Source organism: Streptomyces sp. NBC_01216, from assembly GCF_035994945.1.
In the GTDB taxonomy this organism is placed as follows: domain Bacteria; phylum Actinomycetota; class Actinomycetes; order Streptomycetales; family Streptomycetaceae; genus Streptomyces.
In genome coordinates this window covers 4,247,383-4,268,023 of sequence record NZ_CP108677.1, presented here as the reverse complement: position 1 = coordinate 4,268,023, position 20,641 = coordinate 4,247,383, and the positions used below count along the sequence as shown (strand labels likewise).

General features: G+C 69.2%; 25 protein-coding genes and 2 pseudogenes. 14 read left to right on the top strand and 13 right to left on the bottom strand.

What is annotated here, in order from left to right; translation table 11 throughout:
- The first annotated feature begins 29 nt into the window (after positions 1–29).
- Complete coding sequence (locus OG393_RS19025) at positions 30–539, top strand: nitroreductase/quinone reductase family protein (RefSeq protein ID WP_327375868.1); 510 nt, start codon at positions 30–32, stop codon at positions 537–539.
- A gap of 172 nt (positions 540–711) precedes the next feature.
- Here the strand turns inward: OG393_RS19025 and OG393_RS19020 are convergent, their stop codons facing one another.
- Together OG393_RS19020 and OG393_RS19015 are read right to left on the bottom strand one after the other, a co-directional pair.
- Positions 712–864, bottom strand: a complete 153-nt coding sequence (locus OG393_RS19020; RefSeq protein ID WP_327375867.1) for a transposase — start codon at positions 862–864, stop codon at positions 712–714.
- Between the two features lie 301 nt (positions 865–1,165).
- Positions 1,166–2,104, bottom strand: a complete 939-nt coding sequence (locus OG393_RS19015; RefSeq protein WP_327375866.1) for a GlxA family transcriptional regulator — start codon at positions 2,102–2,104, stop codon at positions 1,166–1,168.
- A 197-nt stretch (positions 2,105–2,301) separates the two neighbouring features.
- On the opposite strand from OG393_RS19015, the gene OG393_RS19010 reads away from it, so the two are divergent.
- The 4 genes from OG393_RS19010 (at position 2,302) to OG393_RS18995 (ending at position 4,129) form a co-directional block, all read left to right on the top strand.
- Entirely contained in the window at positions 2,302–2,991 is a 690-nt protein-coding gene (locus OG393_RS19010) for a DJ-1/PfpI family protein (RefSeq protein ID WP_327375865.1), read from the top strand.
- Positions 2,992–3,063: 72 nt separating this feature from the next.
- Positions 3,064–3,384: a hypothetical protein gene (locus OG393_RS19005; protein ID WP_327375864.1), complete on the top strand. Its 321-nt coding sequence runs from the start codon at positions 3,064–3,066 to the stop codon at positions 3,382–3,384.
- Positions 3,381–3,848 (top strand): DUF2269 family protein, encoded by a 468-nt coding sequence (locus OG393_RS19000; protein ID WP_327375863.1) that lies wholly within the window; start codon positions 3,381–3,383, stop codon positions 3,846–3,848. The genes OG393_RS19005 and OG393_RS19000 overlap by 4 nt, the downstream gene beginning before the upstream one ends.
- The gene (locus OG393_RS18995) at positions 3,845–4,129 is read left to right on the top strand and encodes a DUF3817 domain-containing protein (protein ID WP_327375862.1); all 285 of its coding nucleotides are present in this window, start codon (positions 3,845–3,847) and stop codon (positions 4,127–4,129) included. Before OG393_RS19000 ends, OG393_RS18995 begins: the two co-directional genes overlap by 4 nt.
- 464 nt (positions 4,130–4,593) lie before the next feature.
- On the opposite strand, the gene OG393_RS18990 is transcribed toward OG393_RS18995, so the two are convergent.
- Both OG393_RS18990 and OG393_RS18985 read right to left on the bottom strand, forming a co-directional pair.
- On the bottom strand, positions 4,594–4,830 hold the full coding sequence (locus tag OG393_RS18990) for a hypothetical protein (protein ID WP_327375861.1): 237 nt from the start codon (positions 4,828–4,830) through the stop codon (positions 4,594–4,596).
- 14 nt (positions 4,831–4,844) lie between these two features.
- A complete protein-coding gene (locus tag OG393_RS18985; RefSeq protein WP_327375860.1) occupies positions 4,845–5,786 on the bottom strand; it encodes an alpha/beta fold hydrolase in 942 nt (313 codons plus the stop codon).
- Positions 5,787–5,848: 62 nt separating this feature from the next.
- Here OG393_RS18985 and OG393_RS18980 point away from each other — a divergent pair, with 62 nt between their 5' ends.
- A complete protein-coding gene (locus tag OG393_RS18980; RefSeq protein WP_327375859.1) occupies positions 5,849–6,796 on the top strand; it encodes a helix-turn-helix transcriptional regulator in 948 nt (315 codons plus the stop codon).
- A gap of 318 nt (positions 6,797–7,114) precedes the next feature.
- Positions 7,115–8,043 (top strand): annotated as a pseudogene (locus tag OG393_RS18975) (transposase); the annotation flags it as partial.
- 470 nt (positions 8,044–8,513) lie between these two features.
- Here OG393_RS18975 and OG393_RS18970 read toward each other — a convergent pair.
- Entirely contained in the window at positions 8,514–9,050 is a 537-nt protein-coding gene (locus tag OG393_RS18970; RefSeq protein WP_327375858.1) for a copper resistance protein CopC, read from the bottom strand.
- 32 nt (positions 9,051–9,082) lie between these two features.
- Complete coding sequence (locus OG393_RS18965) at positions 9,083–9,766, bottom strand: superoxide dismutase family protein (protein ID WP_327375857.1); 684 nt, start codon at positions 9,764–9,766, stop codon at positions 9,083–9,085.
- A 1,240-nt stretch (positions 9,767–11,006) separates the two neighbouring features.
- Between OG393_RS18965 and OG393_RS18960 the strand changes: the two genes are divergently transcribed.
- The gene (locus tag OG393_RS18960; protein WP_327375856.1) at positions 11,007–11,609 is read left to right on the top strand and encodes a metallophosphoesterase family protein; all 603 of its coding nucleotides are present in this window, start codon (positions 11,007–11,009) and stop codon (positions 11,607–11,609) included.
- Positions 11,610–11,810: 201 nt separating this feature from the next.
- On the opposite strand, the gene OG393_RS18955 is transcribed toward OG393_RS18960, so the two are convergent.
- Positions 11,811–13,757 carry an AfsR/SARP family transcriptional regulator gene (locus OG393_RS18955; protein ID WP_327375855.1) on the bottom strand — a complete coding sequence of 649 codons (1,947 nt, stop codon included), beginning with the start codon at positions 13,755–13,757 and terminating at the stop codon, positions 11,811–11,813.
- A gap of 133 nt (positions 13,758–13,890) precedes the next feature.
- On the opposite strand from OG393_RS18955, the gene OG393_RS18950 reads away from it, so the two are divergent.
- The 3 genes from OG393_RS18950 to OG393_RS18940 all read left to right on the top strand — a co-directional run bounded on the left by OG393_RS18950 (position 13,891) and on the right by OG393_RS18940 (position 16,323).
- The gene (locus OG393_RS18950) at positions 13,891–14,769 is read left to right on the top strand and encodes an alpha/beta fold hydrolase (RefSeq protein WP_327375854.1); all 879 of its coding nucleotides are present in this window, start codon (positions 13,891–13,893) and stop codon (positions 14,767–14,769) included.
- Positions 14,770–15,342: 573 nt separating this feature from the next.
- On the top strand, positions 15,343–15,480 hold the full coding sequence (locus OG393_RS18945; protein WP_327375853.1) for a hypothetical protein: 138 nt from the start codon (positions 15,343–15,345) through the stop codon (positions 15,478–15,480).
- Positions 15,481–15,816: 336 nt separating this feature from the next.
- Entirely contained in the window at positions 15,817–16,323 is a 507-nt protein-coding gene (locus OG393_RS18940; protein WP_327375852.1) for a hypothetical protein, read from the top strand.
- Between the two features lie 75 nt (positions 16,324–16,398).
- On the opposite strand, the gene OG393_RS18935 is transcribed toward OG393_RS18940, so the two are convergent.
- The 6 genes and pseudogenes from OG393_RS18935 to OG393_RS18910 form a co-directional block, all read right to left on the bottom strand.
- On the bottom strand, positions 16,399–16,767 hold the full coding sequence (locus OG393_RS18935) for a hypothetical protein (RefSeq protein ID WP_327375851.1): 369 nt from the start codon (positions 16,765–16,767) through the stop codon (positions 16,399–16,401).
- Positions 16,764–17,375, bottom strand: coding sequence for a TetR/AcrR family transcriptional regulator (locus OG393_RS18930; RefSeq protein WP_327375850.1), 612 nt, complete (start codon positions 17,373–17,375; stop codon positions 16,764–16,766). The genes OG393_RS18935 and OG393_RS18930 overlap by 4 nt, the downstream gene beginning before the upstream one ends.
- A complete protein-coding gene (locus OG393_RS18925) occupies positions 17,368–18,195 on the bottom strand; it encodes an alpha/beta fold hydrolase (RefSeq protein WP_327375849.1) in 828 nt (275 codons plus the stop codon). The genes OG393_RS18930 and OG393_RS18925 overlap by 8 nt, the downstream gene beginning before the upstream one ends.
- Positions 18,196–18,375: 180 nt before the next feature.
- Positions 18,376–18,525 (bottom strand): hypothetical protein, encoded by a 150-nt coding sequence (locus OG393_RS18920; RefSeq protein WP_327375848.1) that lies wholly within the window; start codon positions 18,523–18,525, stop codon positions 18,376–18,378.
- A 272-nt stretch (positions 18,526–18,797) separates the two neighbouring features.
- Positions 18,798–19,349, bottom strand: coding sequence for an IS3 family transposase (locus OG393_RS18915; protein WP_327375847.1), 552 nt, complete (start codon positions 19,347–19,349; stop codon positions 18,798–18,800).
- Between the two features lie 34 nt (positions 19,350–19,383).
- Positions 19,384–19,635: pseudogene (locus tag OG393_RS18910) on the bottom strand (transposase); the annotation flags it as partial.
- 74 nt (positions 19,636–19,709) lie between these two features.
- Here OG393_RS18910 and OG393_RS18905 point away from each other — a divergent pair.
- From OG393_RS18905 to OG393_RS18895, 3 genes are read left to right on the top strand one after another with little or no spacing between them, the layout of a single operon-like run.
- Positions 19,710–19,949 (top strand): hypothetical protein, encoded by a 240-nt coding sequence (locus OG393_RS18905; protein WP_327375846.1) that lies wholly within the window; start codon positions 19,710–19,712, stop codon positions 19,947–19,949.
- Complete coding sequence (locus OG393_RS18900) at positions 19,942–20,199, top strand: Arc family DNA-binding protein (RefSeq protein ID WP_327375845.1); 258 nt, start codon at positions 19,942–19,944, stop codon at positions 20,197–20,199. The genes OG393_RS18905 and OG393_RS18900 overlap by 8 nt, the downstream gene beginning before the upstream one ends.
- Before the next feature lie 8 nt (positions 20,200–20,207).
- Positions 20,208–20,576: a hypothetical protein gene (locus tag OG393_RS18895; protein ID WP_442817425.1), complete on the top strand. Its 369-nt coding sequence runs from the start codon at positions 20,208–20,210 to the stop codon at positions 20,574–20,576.
- Positions 20,577–20,641: the final 65 nt, after the last annotated feature.

Sequence of the window (20,641 nt, the reverse complement as noted above, 5' to 3'; positions counted from 1 at the left end):
GCCGGGCGGCACCGAAGGAGGACCGGCACGTGTCTCCCGTACGCCTCTCCCGGCCCACAGCGCGCCGGCCCGGGGCGCCCTCCGTGTGGAAGCTCCGCCTGGCGCGCTTCCCCCTCACCCTCTTCCGGGCCGGACTCGGGCCGCTCTTCGGCGGCCGTCTGCTGCGCCTGATCCACACCGGCCGGGGCGGCGGGCAGTCCCGCGAGGCCGTCCTGGGCGTCGTCCTCCACGACCGTGAGCGCGGGATCTGGATCATCGTCCCGGACCTCGGTCCGGGCACCCCTTGGTACCGGAGCCTTCGCCACGCCCCACAGGCCACGATCCAGTTCGGCCGCCGGTACCACGTGGTGACCGCGCACTTCCCGACCTCGGAGGACGGCGGCCGGCTCATGGTCGAGTACGCGCGCCGGCATCCGAGAGCGGCGATGGCCCTGTGCCGGTTCATGGGGCTCCCGGGAGGCGAAGGGGACGGCGGCTACCGCACGGCGGGGGAACGCATCCCCTTCGTCCGCCTCGAAGCCACCGACCTCCACCCCTGACGGCAGCGCCGGCTCCACGGCAGCGAGGGACGTCTCCCAGAACACCGGCCCGGCCCCACACCCGGAGGCCCGACACCCGGAGGCCCGACGGTCCGGAGAGGGAGCCGTGGACGACCGTCACTCAGCGTGGAGCCGTACGAGCGAGACGGCAGTACTGCCCTGACCGGGGGGATCACGCCGCCCGGCGGTACCAGCCGCGCAGGGACTCGGAGCTGATGCCGAGTTCCCGGGCGACGGCGGTGACCGTCTTGCCCGAGGAGTCGACGAGCGCGATCGCGTCCCGCTTGACCTCCTCGGTGTACCGCTTCGTGTACGTGCTTCCCACCTGGTGCTACTTCCTCTGGAACCTCAGGTCCCAGTCTCCAGGTGTCCACGATCAAGGGGAAGCTTCCAAGGCCGGGTAGTTAGAAGCTTCAACCACGAGGCCGCCCTGTTCGGCGGCGTCGCCGGCCAGCCCTTCGACCCCCAGTACCGCGCCCCCGGCGACACCCGCACCAACATCACCGCAGCCCTGGGTATCTGCACCACCGCCTCCTACGCCGCACTCCGCGCCACCGCGCGGTAACAGCCCGCCCCGAGCGGCGGAAGGATTCTCACAGATGACCATTCAGGAGAATGATCACGAGTCAGCTGAAGGTGCGCCGGTAGGTTTGCGGGCTGACGCCGGTGGTGCGCTTGAAGCGGTCACGGAAGGCGGTGGGCGAGCCGAATCCGACCTGGCGGCCGATGCGCTCGACGGAGTGCTCCGTGGTCTCCAACAGGTGTTGTGCCTGGCGGATGCGGGCCCGGTGGAGCCACTGGAGCGGGGTGGTGCCGGTCTGGGTGCGAAAGCGCCGGATCAGGGTGCGGGTGCTGGTTCCGCACTGCGCGGCGATGTCACCCAGGGTGAGGTCGCGGGCGAGGTTCTCCCGAAGCCAGGCCAGCAGCGTCTCCAACTCGGACCCCTGCGGAGGGAGGGCATGGTCGTGGACGATGAACTGCGCCTGCCCGCCCTCGCGTTCGAGCGGCATCACGGAAAGACGGGCGGCGTCGGCGGCGACGGCCGAGCCGTAGTCACGACGGATCATGTGCAGGCACAGGTCCATGCCGGCGGCAGCGCCCGCCGAGGTGAGGAACTGGCCGTTGTCGACATAGAGCACGTCCGCGTCGACGGTGACGTCCGGGTGCAGGGCGGCCAGTAGGTTTGCCGCACTCCAGTGGGTCGTGACACGCAGCCCGTCGAGAAGGCCGGTGGCCGCGAGGGGAAATGTGCCCACGCACAGCGAGGCGATCCGCGTCCCGGACGCGGCGGCCGACCTCAGAGCATCACGTACGGCAGGAGGAAGCGGGGCCGTGGGGTCGGCGATTCCCGGCACGACGATCGTGTCCGCGTTCTTCAAACCCTCCAGGTTCCACGGCGCACGCAGGGTGAAGGCGCCGGCGTCGAGCTCGTCGCGCTCTGCGCAGACCCGCAGCTGGTAGCCGGGCCGCCCGTCGGGCAGGCGGGTCCGAGTAAAGACCTCGATGGGCGTGGACAAGTCGAACGGGATCACCTGGTCCAGCGCGAGGACGGCGATGGTGTGCATGGCGGGAACCTACCTGTTCGGTACACGGCGAACCCGGGCCAGGAGGCCAGTGTGCCCATGTGACAGCAGTTTTTATCCCTGTTGAAGGGTATGGCAATTTTCCGTTGAGATATGGCACTCGTGCCACTGGGCGATCGAGTCCGCAGCCGGTTGGCTTCACCACGACGCAGCAAACCGGATCCCGGAGGAATGACCCAATGCACGTCCAGATCAGCCTGTTCGACGGCTTCGACCCCCTCGATGTCATCGCCCCCTACGAGGTGCTGTACGCCGGCGGCACAGCCTCGGAGGGCGCAGTGAGCGTGGAACTGGCCTCCGCGGAGGGACCTCGCGAGGTGATCAGCGGTACCGGGGGGCTGGTACTGCGCGCCACCGCCGCACTCGACCCGGAACGTGCGGACATGATCCTGGTGCCCGGAGCCTCCGGCCGCGTCGGGGAACCCGGTGAGGTCCCGGAGGGGGAAGCGGGGACCGGCGAGTGGAAGCAGGACGAGTTCATCCCCGTGCTGCTCGGCCGCACGCTGACCACCGGGCTGCCCGCGCTCCTGAAGGAGGCGATGGACGCCCCGGACGTGACCGTCGCCACCGTCTGCGGCGGCTCGCTCGTCCTGGCCATGGCCGGCTTGCTGGAGGAGCGACACGCCACCACGCACCACACGGGCCTGGACATCCTGGACGCCACCGGAGCGCACGCGGTACGCGCCCGTGTCGTCGACGACGGCGACCTGATCACCGGCGCCGGCGTCACCTCCGGCCTCGACCTCGGCCTGTACCTGCTGGAACGCGAGGTCGGCCCACGCATCGCGCACGCCGTCGAGGAACTCTTCGCCTATGAGCGACGCGGCACCGTCTGGCGCGCCAAAGGCCCCGCTCCCGCCACCTTCTGAGCCCCCGGGCCCGCACCCACCGCCGCGGGCCGCCCCTCACGCCTGTATCGCATCGCAAGAAAGAGCATCACCATGTCCGTTGAAGGCACCTGGAACCTGTCCATCTCCACCCCCATCGGCAAGATCAAGACCATGGTGGAACTGCGCAGGCAGAACGACGGCACCCTGACCGGCATCGCTCACGGAACCGGCGAGGAGGTACCACTCAGCGACATCACCCTCGACGGCGGCAGGCTCATCTGGAAGCAGGCCATCACCAAGCCCATGCGGCTCAACCTGGCCTTCGACGTGACCGTGGACGGCGACACGCTCAAGGGCACCTCCAAGGCCGGTCGCCTCCCGGCCTCGATGGTCACCGGCGAGCGCCGGGCGGCCGCGGAGCACCAGGCGTGACCAAGATTCTGCTGTCCCTGCACGTCCTGGCCGCCATCCTGGCCGTCGGCCCCGTCACCGTCGCTGCCAGCATGTTCCCCGGGACGCTGCGCCGTACGGCGAGAGACCGGGACGGCACCCGCGCGACCCTGCAGACGCTGCACCGCATCTGCAGGGTCTACTCCGGCATCGGCATCGCGGTCCCCGTCTTCGGCCTCGCCACAGCCAGCAGCCTCGGAGTCCTCGGCGACGCCTGGCTGATCACCTCGATCGTGCTGACCGCAACGGCCGCCGGGGTCCTGATCCTGCTGATCCTGCCCGGCCAGGACCGTGCCCTGACCGACACGGCGAGCCCGGACGAAACGCCGTCGCTGGCGCACGAAGCTGCGAGCCGTCTCGCCCTGGCCACCGGCATCTTCAACCTCCTCTGGGCGACTGTCACCGTCCTCATGATCATCCGCCCCGGCTCGACCACAGGAGCATGACCATTCCTCTGCGTTCACCGCGCCACCTACGCATCACAGCTCACGCCGAGCTGATCTCCCTGACCGTGATGCTGGCCAACGTGTTCACCATCCATCTCAAGCCCATCTCGTCCGTAACGGGCCCCACACACGGCTGCGCATACCTGTTCGTAGTGATCGCAACATGGCGCCTCAGGCCTGCCCCGGCCGTCAGCATCGCGGCCCTTGTACCGGGCGTCGGGGGGCTGCTCGCGCTGCGGCTGCTCGACCGCAGCGATCCGGCCGTAGGCCAGGAGATATAACTGCGAGTCGAACATCTGTCGCTACAGTTCCTCACACGGCAGACCACGACTGCCGCGCTCACGCAGGACACCCAGCACCGTTTCGGCGCTCTGCGCCAACAGCCCCGCTGTGATCACGATCATGGTCTCGACGCGCCACGCCAACCCGTCCACGAGGTCGTTTGAGAGGCTTTGCTTTGCCCTCCGCAATCAAGTGCACTGCTGGGCGGCAGGCAGGGGATGTACGCGGGGAACCCCCACGTACTGTGCCTCTCCCGCGACAGCGCTCCAGGCGCCGCGGTTCGGCACGGCCGGGGAACGATCAAGGACATGGGACAGCCAGGAGACCTCAGCGTGCTCCGAAGCCAGAGCTCCGGTACGCGGTGCGTGCCCGCGTCCACACTGCCGGGACCGTGGCGAGCGGTATGCGAGTCACCGTCGACGAGGTCGGACGAGCCATCGCAGACGGGTGGTGGTCGGAGATGTCACGCGCCGTCGATGATGTCGAGGACGGCGCGCACCGGTTCGGCTGCCTGGTAGTCCGCGCTCAATTCCCGTGCCCGGTCTCGGAACGCCGGCTCGTCCGGTACCCGCCGGACGGCCTGCCCAACCTCGGCGGTCTCCGGTCGGCCGGTGCGCGGGTCGACACCGACGCCGAAGTCCGCAACCCGGGCGGCCACCGCGGGCTTGTCCTCGCTGCCGCCTGCCACGACGAGCGGCATGCCGTGGTGGAGTACTAGGCGGTATCCCGCTTGTCCAGCCACTTGAGAATGACCTGGTTCGTTTCTTCCGGCCTTTCCTGCTGGATCCAGTGGCCGCAGTCCAGGCTGACCACTTCTGCGTTGGGTACGAACTCTGTCAGGTTTTCGGACCTTGCGACGGGGTCGCGGTCGCCGTAGATCATGAGGGCGGGCTGGTGGATGATCGGGTCCGCAGCCGCCAGGAGGCGCCAGTTGCGGTCGAGGTTCCGGTACCAGTTGATGCCGCCGGTGAACCCGGATGTCTCGAAGGCGGAGACGAGGACGGCCAGTTCGCTGTCGCTCATGATGGGCTCGCCGAGGGCTGTCCGCGCGTGGGCGAGGTTGATCAGCGCCATACCCGGCTGAGGCTCCGGCGGCGGCTGGTTCTTCCGGTACAGGTTGCGGAGGAACTGGGTGGTGTTGTCCTCGAATACGGCGTCGGCGACGCCCGGCCGCCGGTTGAAGTGGACGAAGTAGAAGTCGCCGCCGAGCATGGCTTCCATGGATTCGATCCACGGCTTTTCACCGCGCTCCTGGTAGGGCAGGCTCAGGTTGATCACCTTGTTGACACGGGTGGGGTGCAGCAGGGTCAGTCCCCAGACGACGAACGCGCCCCAGTCATGACCGACGAAGGTGGCGTCGTCGTATCCGTAGTGGTCGAGGAGCGCGACGAGGTCACCCGACAAGTGTTCGATGTCGTAGTCTGTCACTTCGGCCGGGCGGGAGGAGTTGCCGTAGCCCCGCTGGTTCGGTGCGATGACGTGGTAGCCCGCTGCGGCGAGGGCGGGCATCTGGTGGCGCCAGGTGAAGGCGTGGTCCGGCCAGCCGTGGCACAGCACGATGGGCCTTCCCGCGTTCTCCTGGCCCGCTTCGAAGACTTCGAGTGCCACACCGTTGACCGGAATGAGGGTGGGCTTGGGGAAATCGGTTGAGGTCATGTCGCCATCGTGCCGCCCTAAACCGGTCACCTCATGACCGGTTTATGTGGGAGTTTCGTGGCGTGCGAACCGACCGGCTGGTGGCCATCCTCCTCATGCTGCAACGACGCGAGCAGGTGACAGCGGCAGAGGTCGCCCGAGAGCTGGAGGTCTCCGAGCGCACCGCCCGCCGTGACCTCGACGCCCTGGCCATGGCCGGCGTGCCCGTCTACTCCACGCAAGGCCGGGGCGGCGGCTGGCGCCTGGTGGGCGGCGCCCGCACCGATCTGTCGGGGTTGACCGCGAGCGAGGCCCGCGCCCTGTTCCTGGTCGCCGGACCGGCCTCGGCCGCGACGCCGGCCGTGAAAGCCGCACTGCGCAAACTCGTCCAGGCTCTGCCGGAACCCTTCCGTGCCCAGGCCGAGGCAGCAGCATCATCCTTGGTCATGGACCCGCAACGATGGGGATCGAACCGGGTCGAGCTCCGACCGCCTCGGTTCCTCGCCGGACTCCAAGACGCGGTGATCCGCGGCGTCCAGGTACGGCTCGGCTACGTCGACGGCAAAGGTGCCGAAACGAAGCGAACCGTCCACCCGCTGGGCATCGTTGCCAAAGGCCCGGCCTGGTACCTCGTCTGCCACACCGAGACGGGTCGGCGGACCTTCCGGATCGACCGCGTGTCGTCCGTTGATCCGACCGACGACCCTGTGCACCGGCCCGAGGGCTTCGACCTCGCCGCAAGCTGGCGCGAGATCGCCGACGAGATCGACCGCAAACGAACGCCCTTCGAAGTCCAGGCCGTCTGCGCACCCCACGGCATCGGCATACTCCGGATCGGGTTCGGCGACAGGCTCGAAATAGGAGGCACTACGACCGACGGACGCATCGACGTCACGATCCGCGGCTACGACGAGTACACGATCGCCGGTGAACTCTCCGGGCTGGTCGAATGGCTCGAAGTGATCGGCCCTCCGGCCGTGCGAGACCAACTGGTCTCGATCGGCAACGCGCTCGTCGAGCGATACGGCTGACGCCGGCATGGGGCGCTCAGCCCACGTGCTGACCATTCTCGACGAGCATGATTCGATTCCGGCGGACGCCCGGTCACGACGTCGGCGGGTCCGTCGGCCTGGCTCGCTGAGGGCGGATCGTCTCATGCCGCGCCAGCATCGCCACGAACTCGGCGATCTTCCGGGTGCGCGTGTCGGCCCACCCGGCGAAAGACCAGGTCAGACACCGAAATCCTGCTGGAGTATCAGCCTCGCCGTTTCACTTGGGTACGGCTGGCTGTGGGGCGGCAACGCGAAAGTGCCTTCCTGACCTGGAACGATGAACCTTGCTGAGGGGTTCTGTCGGTCCAGGCGGAGGGCGCTTTCTACGTGCGGGGTATCGGGCTGCGTCCCAAGATCCATGTCAGTGCCGATGATGCGGGGGTGGTAGGCCATGCCGGGGCACGGTTGCCGGCGGATCTCGCTGACGCCACCGGGCTCACCTTCGCGTACTCCACCGCGCTCAGGCCACTTCGGCCGCGCGGGACCGGGCATGACCCGGGCCGGGTCGCCACCGACCTGGCGGTGATGCTCGCCGACGGCGGTGAGACGATCGCTGATCTGGCCGTGTTGCGGGACCAGGCAGGCGTGTTCGGCCCGGTCGTCTCCATACCCACCGCTTGGCGGTTGCTCGCCGACACCGACGAGGCTGCACTCGCCTCCCTGCGAGCCGCCCGCGCCACGGCCCGGGAAGTCTCCTGGACGCAGGCCACCGAGACCGGCGAGGGCATACCTGCCGCTCAGGCCGACAGACGAGAGCTTCCCGGCCTGGTCTTGGACCTCGACGCCACGCTGGTCACCTGCCACTCGGAAAAGGAAGAGGCCGCCCCGACCTATAAGGGCGGCTTCGGCTTCCACCCGTTGCTGTGTTTCCTCGCGAACACCGGCGAGGCCGTGTCGGGACGGCTGAGGCCCGGGAACTCCGGAGCCAATACCGCCGCGGACCACATCGCCGTGCTGGACGAAGCTCTCGCGCAGATCCCCGACGCTCACCGGCACGGCACCGACATCCTCATTCGCGCCGACAGTGCCGGATCCGCGAAAGCCTTCCTCGCCCACGTCCGCGACCTGCGGAAACGAGGAATCCGTACCTTCTTCTCGGTCGGATACGCCATCACCGAGCCCCTCCGCCGCGCTGTCCGGGCCATGCCCGACCGCCTCGGCATCCCGCCCTGGACCAGGACGGCACCCTACGTGATGGCGCCGAGGTCGCCGAGCTGACCGGGATGCGAAGAAGCTCCGCTAGCGGCTGCTGCACGTCGCCGCCCGCCTCACCCGCGGCGGCCGACGCCTGCGCCTGCGGATCTCCGCGACCTGGCCCTGGAGAAACGAACTGGCCACAGCCTTCCACCGCCTCGCCGCACTGCCCCGTCCCGCCGGCTGACCAGCAACCACCCTGACCGCCCACGACCCGAAGGACCCTGGAGAACCCGACCACCGCGCCGGGACTCCGCCATGCCCGAACACCGAAATCGCGTCGACCACCCGGCAGCCGCCCCTCAACGACGCCTCATCGCCCCCACCGAAACGGCGAGGTTGAGGGTGCTCCCGCGATCCAGCCGACGGGGGGTGCTGGGAGGGGCGATCACGGTAGGTTCCCGGCGGATGACGCGGGGACGGTGGCCCGCGCCACGGGCCACCGTCCCTGTGTCATGGCCCCGGCCGTGTGGAGTTGGGCTCGGCTAGAGCCGCCCTGCGATCAGGTGCTGGCCCTCCTCCTCCCCGTGGGCTTCGACCTGCGCAGCGAGCGCAGGACGAGGACACCGCCGCCCAGGGCCACCGCAACAGCTCCCCCGAGGACCACCAACGCCGTGGTGCGGTCGGACTCCGACGGCGTGCCGACCCGCTGTGCACCGGGGGCAGGCAAGCTGAGGGCCCGGCAGACAGGCGGTGTGACGGCAGGCTTGGCGCCGTCAAGGACCTGGAACTGGTAGGAGTTGGTCTGGGTGTCCCCGTCCGCGGCGGTGACGGTGTACGTGACCGTGGTGATGCCCGGGACCAACGGAGGGACGGCGACGCAGGCGAGGGAGTCATCGGCCATCACCGGCTGACCGACGGCCATCGCGGCGCCGCCGGGTCCGGTCAGACCGATCTCCGCCGTGGTGCCGGCCTTGAGTTGGTCGAAGGTCAGCGCGATGACGTCGAGGCCGGGCCCGACTTTCGCACCAGGACCCGGTGAGGCGTCCTCCAACGCGGTGTGGGCGTACGCGGGAGTGCCGCCGAGGAGGAACAACACGCACAGGCACCCCGGCAGAGCCGCCGACGCCCTCAGAAGTCGAAGTCCGCGCATGCTATCCGGTTGTCCATTGCCTCGCGCGGGTGCACGACAAGGGCGACGGCGTCCGCGCCCGTCTTGCGCGCGTTGTTCACCGTCGTCATGCCTTTGCCATCCGAGTCGGCGGTGAACATCAGGTGCACCTCGTTGGGTGGCATGGTCGCGCCGCCCTTCTCGAATTGGAAGTGCGGGCCGCCGTTGCCGTCCGCACAGTGCTTGGCGTGCAGGTGCGCCATGTAGGCGGCGCCCGGCTTCAAGCCGGTCAGGGACACCGTGACTGTGCTGCCCTTCGGGCCCTGGGCGAGCCAGGCCGTGCCCTTGACATCGTCCATGCCCGGCGGCCTGGTTTCCAGCAACTCCAATTGGCCCTTGACCACTTCGGCACCGGGAACCTTGTCGGCAGGGACGGCTGAGGGGTCACCCATCGCCATGCCGTCCATCTTGTCCGTAGCCATGGAGTGAGACGGGGACGCGGACTTGTCCGCCGCGGCGTCTTCGGAGGAGTTGTCCCCACAGGCTGACAGAAGGGCGGCCGAGGCCACCAGGGTCATGCAGACAACGGCCAGCCTGCCGCGTGAACTGCGCGCGGCAGGGGGGCGGCCACACATATCGGATGTCACCGGCTGCACCGCCGGAGTGGTGTCATGTGCCATGCGCTCGGACTTGCGGTGGTTCATAGAGGGAACTCCTGATTGCTGACGGGGGCCAACGCCCGACGTGGTGCATGCGCGCACCAAACTCGGCTGCATCACCGACGGTGGGCGGAACGGGCCTGGAAAGACGTGACCGACGCCCTACGGGTACGCAGGTCGTCCACCTGCACCCCGGCCAAGGCGGCTACCAGGAGGACCTGTCTCAGGTCCCAGTGGCAGCACCCGGTGACGCGGGGGACGGGAAAGCGACTTTCGCTCCCTCTTGCGGCGGTCCCCTTCGTACGACGGCGTGCCGCAGCGAGACGGAGGTGGGCTGCGGGAACACGCGCCCGGCAACGAGGGTCCGGCACGTGCGCGGCTCTTGCCCGGGGCTCGTGTGGAGCACTACCCGCCACACCCGAGACAGCGGCGCGAACAGTAGGGCGGCCAGCGCTCGGACGGTTCGGTGCACCGCTTCCTCACCACGCCACAACCACAGCCCGCACACGACCGCCGCCAGTAGGTGTGCCAGAAGCATCCCGGTGGAGTTGCCGTGCGCCAGGGCGAACAGGGGTGAGGAGTCGTGCAGTCCGCCGGCCGGGTCGAGATGCCCGGCGACGTGGTGAACATGCGCGCCCGTGCCGGATCCCGCCGGGGCTTCAACCCCTGGCGCGGCTCGCCCTGACGGTCGGAGCGGCGGGTGCGCGAGGCTGAACAGCAGGTGAAGCAGACCCTGCGCGGCGACCGTGGCGCCGACGACGGTGACGGGGCCGCGTTCTCGGCCGGTGAGCCACCATGAGCCCGCGGCGGTCGCGGTGAGAGCGAAGCCCACTGCCCACCACGGCACCGGATCATCGGAAGTCAGGGCGTGGCCCAACGCAGTCGTCATCACGCAGACGGCTGCGACAACCACCGCACGGGCAGGGCGCAGGACGTCGGCGGTGTTCTCGACGACGCCCTCCATGCGGAGGTTCACGGACATCAGGGCTTCCTCAGGGCTGACCGGCTTCCTTCTCTCTCACGGCTCGGCGGGACCGGACGTTCACCGACCGTCCGGCGCGGTGGAATCGCAACCGATCGTATCCGGGCGCATCTTGCGCTCTCCAGGGCTGTTGTTGGCTTCCGGCGTACGTTGCGGCCCGCCGCACGAAGGAGCCCCAAGTGGACAGTTGTGGCATCGGGTTGCCTTCCTCCGGCGGTCCACCCGTGTGACGTCGGCGAACGACGGGCAGGGCACGAGCCCGGCAGGCTTTCGTAGTGCACTGAGTGACCGTACCCGGGCGGGGTGGGCGGACGCACTGCGGAACTGCCGGTGCTCAGCGGGGCAACCCTCGACTCGAACCACAGCACCACGAACTACGGCACCTCGCAGCAACCCCGCACCAGGCCGGCGCCGGGGAACCACGACTACCACACCTCGGGTGCCTCCGCGTACTACGGCTACTTCGGGGCGAACGCCGGGCCGGCAGGCAGGGGGTACTACTCGTATGACCTAGGCAACTGGCACGTCGTCTCGCTGAACTCGGAGATCAGCATGCCCGCTGGCTCCGCCCAGGAACAGTGGCTGCGCGGTGACCTCGCGGCGAGCAACAAGCCCTGCGCCGTGGCCTACTGGCACAAGCCCCGCTGGACATCGAGTTCGGGCCACGGCCCGAGCACCTCGACCGGCCCCCTGGTCCAGGCACTGTACGACTACGACGCCGAGCTCATCCTCACCGGCCACAACCACCAGTACGAGCGCTTCGCCCCGCAGAACCCGAGTGGCCGGCTCGACAACGCGCGCGGCATAAGGCAGTTCGTCGCTGGAATGGGGGCGCCAGCTTCTACGGCTTCGGCACCATCCAGCCCAACAGTGAGGCGCGCAACAGCAACACCTTCGGTGTGCTGAAGCTGACTCTGCACGAGGCCAGCTACGACTGGGAGTTCGTGTCACAGGCGGGCAAGACGTACAACGACAGCGGCACCGGCACCTGTCACTGAGCGCTCAACGCGTCCTCTTCTCCGTGCGACTCCGGCGGGCAGCTCGCCTCCCCGCCCTGAACCCGACCCGGCCCCGGGGCAAGCCGCCCCCCGGCTCAAGAGGTGGGAGCTATCGCCGATTGAGGTGCTGATCGAGGGCCGACAGGATGTGGGCGACCGGGCCGAAGGTGACCATGGCGGTCGTTCCGCCCGCGATCTCGCCGCGCAAGGGGGAGAGGGCGTCGTGTGCTTGTGCGGCGAGTGATCCGTCGTGGAGCAGAGTCGCTGTATGCGCGTTGACGGCCCAGAGCGCGTCATACAGGTGGTCGGCGGGCGGTGTGGGCAGGGCGTCGGCGGCGTGGCGGGCCGCCGCGAGGTCGCCGCGGGCGAGGTCGAGGAGGGGCTGGACCCACGGACGGTAGGGACCCCAGTCCAGGTCGGGGTCCGTTGGCGCGGGACGGTGGTGACGCATGCGGAGGGAGAGGAGCGCGAGCGGGAAGATGCCGGCTTCCACCCCGGGCATGCCAGCGCCGGCGAGGTCGGTGGCTACGGTGCGATAGGCGTGAGCGACCTCGGCGGCATCGTTTGATCGTTCTGCCAGACACATGGTCCGGAAAGCGGCGGTGAGAACGGGAACCAGTGGGGCCTCGTGGAGGGCGGCGAGCCGCTCGGCCGCTTCGACGTGGCGTTGCGCGGTCCCGGTGGCGCCGCGTGCCGCATGGACCTGGATCTTGATCAGATGGCCGAGCACCTCGAACAGGGGGAGATCGTGTCGCGCGGAGAGTTCGATGAGCTCGCCGGCGATGGCGTCGCGTTCGCCGGTGCGCCCGGGGCGCTGGAAGGACTGTACGAACCGGGCGTTGAGCGCGAGTACCAGCACGTTGGGGTCGTGGAGGTCTCGGGCGAGTTGTTCGGCCTCCCTCGCCGCCTCGGCGGCCCACTGGTCTCTGGTTCCGCGATGCTCGAGTGCGATGGTGGCGAGGAGACGTGCTCGAAGCGCTGGTGATGCCCCTGGTCCCAGCCGGTGGAGAGTGCGTTGCGTGGTTGCTACCACGGCCTCGGACCGTCCGGGGTCATCGGCGCGCGTCCAGATGGTGGGGACGTCGTACGCCGCGATCACTCGGGCGGTGAGGCCGGGGTCTCCAGTCCGTTCCGCTTCCGCGGCGGCCGCGGCGCGGTGCTCCTGGGCAAGTACCAGGTTGGTGCCGCCTGTAACCGCGGCGGCTCTGGCCACGGAGCTCATCGAGCGCAGCCGCGTGTAGGTCCCTGTCGCTTCTGTGCGCGTGAGCAGGCGTAGCCGTTCCTCGTCCCGGGGCGCGGGCGTGAGGTGCGCAGCGTGCCGGAGGATGTCACGTTCGAGATGGTCGAGACTGTCCACCGATTCCAGTCCGAACTGGTCCAGCAGCCTGGCTCGTGCGGCACGCAGCGAGGCCAACGCGTCGACCTGGCGGCCGGCTTGGTAGAGAGCATGGGAAAGCAGGACCCAGGCATGCTCCCGCCACGGGTGTGCGGTGGCGAAAGCCTCCAGCTCCGGGATGAGGGGCTCGCCGCGTCCGAGGTCGAGCACTGCTCGGGCGCGCAGTTCGACGGCTTGACAGTGGAGTTCTGTCAGGCGGGCGCGTTCTGGTGCCAGCCAGCGCGAGGCGTCGAGGTCTGCGTACGGCTCGCCCTGCCACCACGAGAGTGATTCGCTGAGGGTACTGGCAACCTGGCCGCTGGGTGCGTCGCGCATGGCCGCAAGAGTGTCCTCGAATCGGTGGGCGTCGACGTGTCCCCTTGGAATCCGTAGGGCGTATCCGGTACCGACCGTCTTGATGAACTGCGAGGGTGTTCGCGGGGGACGATCCGGCTCAAGGGCGCGGCGCAGCTCGGCGACGAAGGTGCGGACCGTCCCGGCCGCGGTGGCCGGGGGGTCCTCCCAGAGATCATCGACCAGCACCGAAAGCGGGACGGTCCGACCGCCGGCCGTGACCAGCCGCCCCAGAAGCTCGCGGCGGCGCTGGCTGCCCACCGCGACAAGGCGGCCCTCGGCATCCCTGACCTCGATCGGTCCGAGCACCCTGACGTGGATCTCCATGTCCTCATTGTCGTCGACTCCGGGATGCGCTGCTGATCCACTGCTAATCCGGCTCTCCGATCCTTCCTGTTGTTCATACAACTACGCGTGAGCGGCAGTAGCTCACACGTTCAAGAGAGGGAGATCGGCAACTATGGGCAACATCATCACGGGGTTCGAGACCAGGCCGATCGGCGTGGCTGACGGGGTTGAGCTGAACGCGGCGGTCGGCGGAGACGGGCCGGCCCTCGTACTGCTCCACGGCTTTCCTCAGACCCACCTGATGTGGCGGCATGTCGCTCCCATCCTGGCCCAGCATCACACCGTGGTCTGCCCCGACCTTCGCGGCTACGGAGCCAGCAGCAAGCCGGAAGAGGTGGGCGAGGACACCTACTCGAAGCGGACGATGGCCGCGGACATCATCCACCTGGCCGACGCACTCGGGCTCGACCGGTTCGCGCTGGTCGGGCATGACCGCGGCGCGCACGTCGCCTTCCGGGCCGGCCTGGATCACCCGAACCGGATCAGCCACCTGGGAATCCTGGACATCGTTCCCACCCTGGACACCTGGAACGTCCTCAACGGGGTCAACGCGGCCGTCGCCTTCCACCTGTACCTGATGGCCCAGCCGCCCGGTCTTGCCGAGCAGATGATCGCCAACAGCGCCGACGCATTCTTCGGCCACTTCCTCGACGCCTGGTCCACGAGCTCCCAGGCGATCCCGGCGGACGTGCGCGCCGAGTACCTTCGCTCATGCCGGGAGGCAGTTCCGTCGATCGTCGCCGACTATCGCGCCACCGCCACCATCGATATCGAACACGACCAAGCCGACCTTGACGCCGGCAACCAGCTCACCATGCCGGTGACCGTCGTCCAGCAGGACTGGGGCCAGCATCTGGGGTTCGACGCCGCTGCGACCTGGCGGCCGTGGGCAGCTGACCTTGAGCACTTCACCACCCAGGCAGGCCACTTCATGGCCGAGGAGGCTCCGGAGGACATCGCCACACTGATCCTTGACCTGGTGAAGCGGTGATCTCCGTGGCTGGCCGGTGTCGACCGAACTCACCAGATGCCTCATCGAGATCTGGCGACGGAACGACGAGTGGCCCGCCCAACGGATCACCGGCGGGCTGATCCGAGGAACGACACCGAACAGTTCTCCGGACTCTGCCAGCTCTGTTTCCGACACATCGCCGAGAGGCCGGTCGGCGGCTTGGAACGCCCCCGCCGACCGGGGCGGACATTACCGACCTTCGTTGACCGCGCCGGTCTACGGCTCCATGCCGCCGCCGTCAACGGCCACACCCGTGAGCGACACACAGGAGTGACCATGCAGTCTCGTGCCAATGCCAATGCCAATGCCCCCGACGAGGTCGGCACTGCCCTACTGGCTGAGCTGCGGTCCAGAATCCCTGCGGTCCGTGTGCTCACCAACGGACCGGAGTATGCGAAAGCAGTGGCGTTGTTCAACGCAGCGGTCGATGTCCGTCCTTCTGTCGTCGTGTGGTGCGCAACCACCGCTGATGTGCGGGCTGGGATACGCGCGTCTCGCAACCACGGGGTGCCGTTGTCGGTGCGCGGCGGGGGGCACGACTTCTAGGGGCGGGTGTTCCGTCCCGGTGGCCTGGTTCTCGATCTGACCGATATGCGGGGAGTCCAGGTCGACATCGGCCGCCGGGTCGCGACGGTGGGTGGCGGGGCGCTCTCGTCCGACGTCGTACCCGCCGCCGAGACGGCGGGCTGACTGCCGTCACCGGAACGGCTGGCGCCGTCGGCATGGTCGGTCTCACGCTCGGCGGCGGATACGGCCCCCTGATCGGGCAGTTCGGGCTCGCAGCCGACAACCTGCGCGGCGCCGAAGTAGTCCTGGCCGACGGTTCACGAGTGAACACCGACGCCGAACACCATCCGGACCTCCTCTGGGCGTTGCGCGGCGGCGGCGGCAACTTCGGTGTCGTGACCTCGGCGCGGATCCGTCTGTACCCCGTGCCGACGGTGGTGTCGGGAACCATCTTGTACCCGATCGCCCAGAGCGCCGACATTCTCGCCAACCTCGGTGGGATTCTTCAGGACTGCCCGGATGACGGTGGACGTGGGGTTCCTTCCCGGCCCGGACGGGAAGCCGACGGTGTACGTCGCGCCGATCTGGTCAGGGGACATCGAGGTGGGGAACGCCGAGAACGGGCCGGTGCGTGCCCTGGCCAGACTCGGTACACCCGTGCTGGCCGAGATTGGACCTGTCGCCCGTTCCTCCGCACTGGCCGCGACGGACGCCATGTTCCCACCCGGACGGATGGGCGCTATTCGCACGCGCACCGTCCAGACCATCTCCGGCTCCATCGCGACCGTCCTGGACCGGGCTGCCCGGGAGTTCACCTCACCGTTCTCCGCGATCGTGTGGCATCAGTTCCATGGTGCCGCCACCCGTCTGCCCCTCGGCTCGACGGCTTTCGGCCGACGCGAACCGCACCTGATGGTCGAGCTGATCTCCTTGTGGGAGGACCGCGAAAGCCAGGACGACGCAGAAGGTGGCGACGGTAGGTCCCCCGCACCTGCGCTGGCTGGAACAGCTGCACGCGGCGCTTGAGCCATTCTCGTTGCCGGGCGGCTACGTGAACGACACGAAGACCTCCGAGTCTGCTGGGCTCGCGAAAGCGCGAGGCTAGTGGTGCAGCAGCCAACGCCAGCGGGGTTGTTCGAGCAAGACCGACGTCGCGGCCAGCGCTGTCGCGGCGACTGCCGCCCACGTGGGCCATGCGAACCACGGCGCCACGGCTGCGGCGGTCACTTCGAGGAGCACGAGCAGGAGCATCGCCGCGCCGGGAATCGCCACCGGCGGGTCGAACGGGCGGTCGCCGGGTGTCCCGACGACCGCCGGCAGTCCGATCAGCAGGACCAACGCGGCGATCGAGACTGCCCAGCCGAGCCGGTGCAGCGCCCACGGGGTGGCCGTCCAGCCGACCAGCTCAGTCAGGAACCGCAGCTGGGAGGCGGCGTTGGTGCGGTTCGGGGAGTCGGCGGCGTAGGTCACGCCCCCTCCCCGGCATGGAGCGGCATGATGCCGGGCCCGCCGATGGCGGCCTCGGCCTGCATGCCGCTGATGAGCGTGTCGACGACGAACCGGTAGCTGTCGGCGGGGTCGCGCCCCATCTGGAAGGCATCGTCGTTTTCGAGGCCGACGAAGCCGTGGATGACGGTGCGCAGGGCTCGGACCGCGTCGATGGCGCGCTCGTCGGTCAGCCCGAAGCCGGCGACCGCGTCGACCAGGATCTGCACCGCTTCGTAGGCCACGGCCTGGTATTCCTCGTCTTCGGGGCGCGGGGCGCGGACGCTGGCGGCGTACCGACCGGGGTGGTCGAGGGCCCACTTCCGATACGTCTCGGCGATCGCGCGGACCGCGTCCGGACCGGACCGGCCGACCGCGGCCCGAGTCAGGGCGGCGCCGATGTCACGGACGGCCTGGAGGCCGACGCCCCGCTGGAGGGCGTCCAGCGAATCGACGTGCTTGTACAGCGACGGTGTCCGCACGCCGACCCGCTCGGCCAGCAGGCCCATGGTCAGGCGGGGGAAGCCGACCTCGTCGGCGAGTTCCGCCGCGGCCGCGATGACTGAGGCCCGGTCGAGTCCGGCCCTAGGCACGGGCCGTCTCCAGGAACGAGCGCACCAGGCCGATCACCGCCGTCGGGAATTGGACCTGCGGGTAGTGGCCCGCCCCCGGGAGCATCTCGAGCCGGCCGACGCCCTCCGGCAGCGCGGCCACGATTGCCTCGCCCTCGGCCTTCGGGTCACCCCAGTCGGGGTCGAGGGTGCCCATGACGACCAGGACCGGGCAGTGCACGTTGCCGAGTTGGGCACCGGCGTCGGCAGCGCTGTTCATCTGCTTCCGCAGGGCCTTCATCCTTCCCGGCTCGTGCAGCATCGCGTCGGTGCGCTCAAGGCTCGCGGCCCAGTCCGCCGGGCGCGGCTGCGGGGTCGCGATCTCCAGGTACCTCCGCCATCGCTTGTGGCTGCCGAACATCGCGACGGCCGAGATCGCCGTCGCGGCCTTGCGGTAGCGGGACACGCCCAGGGCGCTCAGCGAGTACTCCACCTTGCGGGTGAACGGCGCCAGCTCGACGACTGCGCTCACGAGCGCCGGCGCCCTGGCAGCGGCGATCGTCGCGGCACCGCCGGAGATGGAGTGGCCGACCAGCACCGCAGGGCCGCCAAGCTGCTCGATCAGTGCGATCAGGTCGGCGGCAATGTCGGTGCGGGTGTAGGACGTCCACGTCGCGGTCGACTCGCCGCTGCCTCGCAGGTCCACGGCCGCGACCCGGTAACCGGCGGCCACCAGCTCCGGAACCATGAACCGATAGGCGTCGCGGCTCTGGCCGATCCCGTGCGCAAGCACCATCAGCGGCCCGGAGCCGGTCACCTCGTAGGCGAGGGTGCCGCCTTCCACGTTCAGGAACTCAGTCATGCCTACCTCCGCAGCTAATGCCAATAGCTAAAAAGCTATTCGAATTAGCCGCAGTGGTCAAGGCCGGTGCTTGAGGATCCATGGCAAGCCCGGCGAGACATCGTTGCCCTGCCGGATGTGATCACAGAGTTTCCGCTGTTCAGGCAGGGATCCGGTGTCGTCGTGTGAGAGTTCGGGCAATCAGCTCCTCCACTTGACCGCGTTGTCGGCGACGTACCGGATCGTGTCCAACATCTGCCGGTGGCAGTAGCCCTCCGGCCGGCCGCCCCGGCCCTCGAGCCAGGCCGGGACCGGCGGCGCGTCACACACCGCCCACTCGGCGTCCGTCATGTCGGAGGGGTACTGCCGCACCCGGTCGGGACGGCCTGCCGCGCCCCCGAACCGGCGAGCGAGGCAATCGCACGCCGACACGCGGGAGTTGGACGGGAACAGTGTCGTCACACAGGACGGGGACAACAGGGCCTCCTGGTGCGCGAGTCGGCTTCGCAACCCTCGTGCTGCACCGGAGGTCCTGCTTTCATGCGCCCACCCGGTCAAGATCACGCGACCAGGGAACCCGTTCGATCAGAACTGTCGATCTCCTGGTTTCGTAGAGACCTCTCCTATGCGGCCTGGCACCTCTGGTCGCTCTTCTTGCGTGCTTCGGTGATGGTTCGTTCGAACTCCTCCGGCGGCAGGCCGCCGGCCGCGCTGTGCCTGCGTCGCGGGTTGTAGAACCCGGTGATCCAGGTGGCGATCTTCAGGCGGGCCTCGGTGCGGGTCGCGAACCGGTGCCGGTGTATGCACTCGACCTTGATCAGCGAGTTGAACGACTCCGCGGCGGCATTGTCCAGCGCCGACCCCACCCGCCCCATGGACTGCACCACTCCCAGACGGTCACACAGGCTGTTGTACGCCTCTGACGTGTACTCACTTCCCCTGTCGCTATGGAAGATCGTCCCATCCCTTCGGCCGCCGCGCGCCGCGGCGGCCATCTTCAACGACGCTCCGACCAGGGCCGCGTCATGGTGCTCGCCCATGGCGTAGCCGAGGCAACGGCGCGAGAACGCGTCGATGACCGTGGCCAGATAGATCTTGCCCTCGCCGGTCTCGATCCCCGTCATATCGCCGTACCAGAGCACGTCCGGGGCCACCGCGTCGAAACGGCGATTCACCAGGTCGCTTGTTCTTCTCCCCGATCTCCCGGCGCAGTCGCTCCAGCTCGGCCCGCTCGGCCTCCCGCACCCGACCGCCACCGCCACTGGCGGCTGTCGGTTGTACGGGCCGGTCCGAGGACGTCGTGCCGTTGCGGCGCCAGCGCGAGACCCAGCTGTGCGGCGTGCCCGGGTTGATGCCGAGCTCCTCGGCCACGTCGCCGACCGGCTTCCCGGTCTCGATCACGATGCGTACGGCGCCCTCACGGAACTCGGCGTCGTACGGCGGCTTCTTCTTGGACCCCATGAACCCCAACTTCCCCTGCAATCACGGGCTCCACGCTACGAGGGCATGGTCAAGCGCAGGGTCCCCCAGAAGGCATGGTCGACGACCTTGACCGACGGCTCCTGGACGAGCGTGAGGAGGCGGGCGTGCTGGGCCTTCTGTTCCTCGCTCCACCCCGGGCTTTCCGGGCGGCCGCCGGTGACCTCGCCGGTGTGGGGTGCTCCTTCCTGGAGCTGATCACCCCGGTCTGCCCGTTGCCGTATCGGGCACCCTCTCCCGTAGGGTACGGGTGCGTACCCGTACCCGTGATCGACGGGAAGGAGCACCATGCCTGATGCCAACGTGAGAATCCCCGAGGAGGCCCGGGACCGGCTGGCCGCCGTCGCGGCGGCCGAGGGGCTTTCCCTGCGCGCGTATCTGGCCCGGCTCGCCGACACCGTCCTGACCCCGGCCGAACGAGCGGAGCGCGCCGACAAGGCCAAGGCCGTGCTGAACGCCTGGACCGGCTACGCCCCCACCGCCGCCGAGGAAGCCGGCCTCGACGACGAACTCGACCGCCGCCTCGCCCGGGTGCAGCGCCCGTGAGCGACGCCATGCACATCGTCCTGGACGAGACCGCCATGGCCGCGGCCGGCTCCGGGAACATTCTTGCCTCCCGCCTCATCCACCGCGCCCACGCCCAGCCCGACTGGTACCTCTACGCGCCGGCCTGCGCCCTCGTCGAAGCCGACCGTGCCCGCCCCGGCACCGCCGAGCACCTGGCCGCCCTGCCCGGCATCACCGTCCTCGACCTCGACCTCCCGGCCGTCCTGGACGTCGCGCGCCAGGACACCTGGGCCCAGGCCCACGCCCACCACGCCGCCCAGCCCACCGCCGACCGCCCCGACGGCGCCGTCGTCGCCACCACCGCCCCCGGCCGGTGGGAGGGCGAGCCCGTCCGCGTCCTCGACCTCAACCCCTGACCGTGGCCCGCCGCCTCTGAAGATGGCGGCGCCACGGCCGGGAGGTGCCGTCCGGCCGGTGGTGG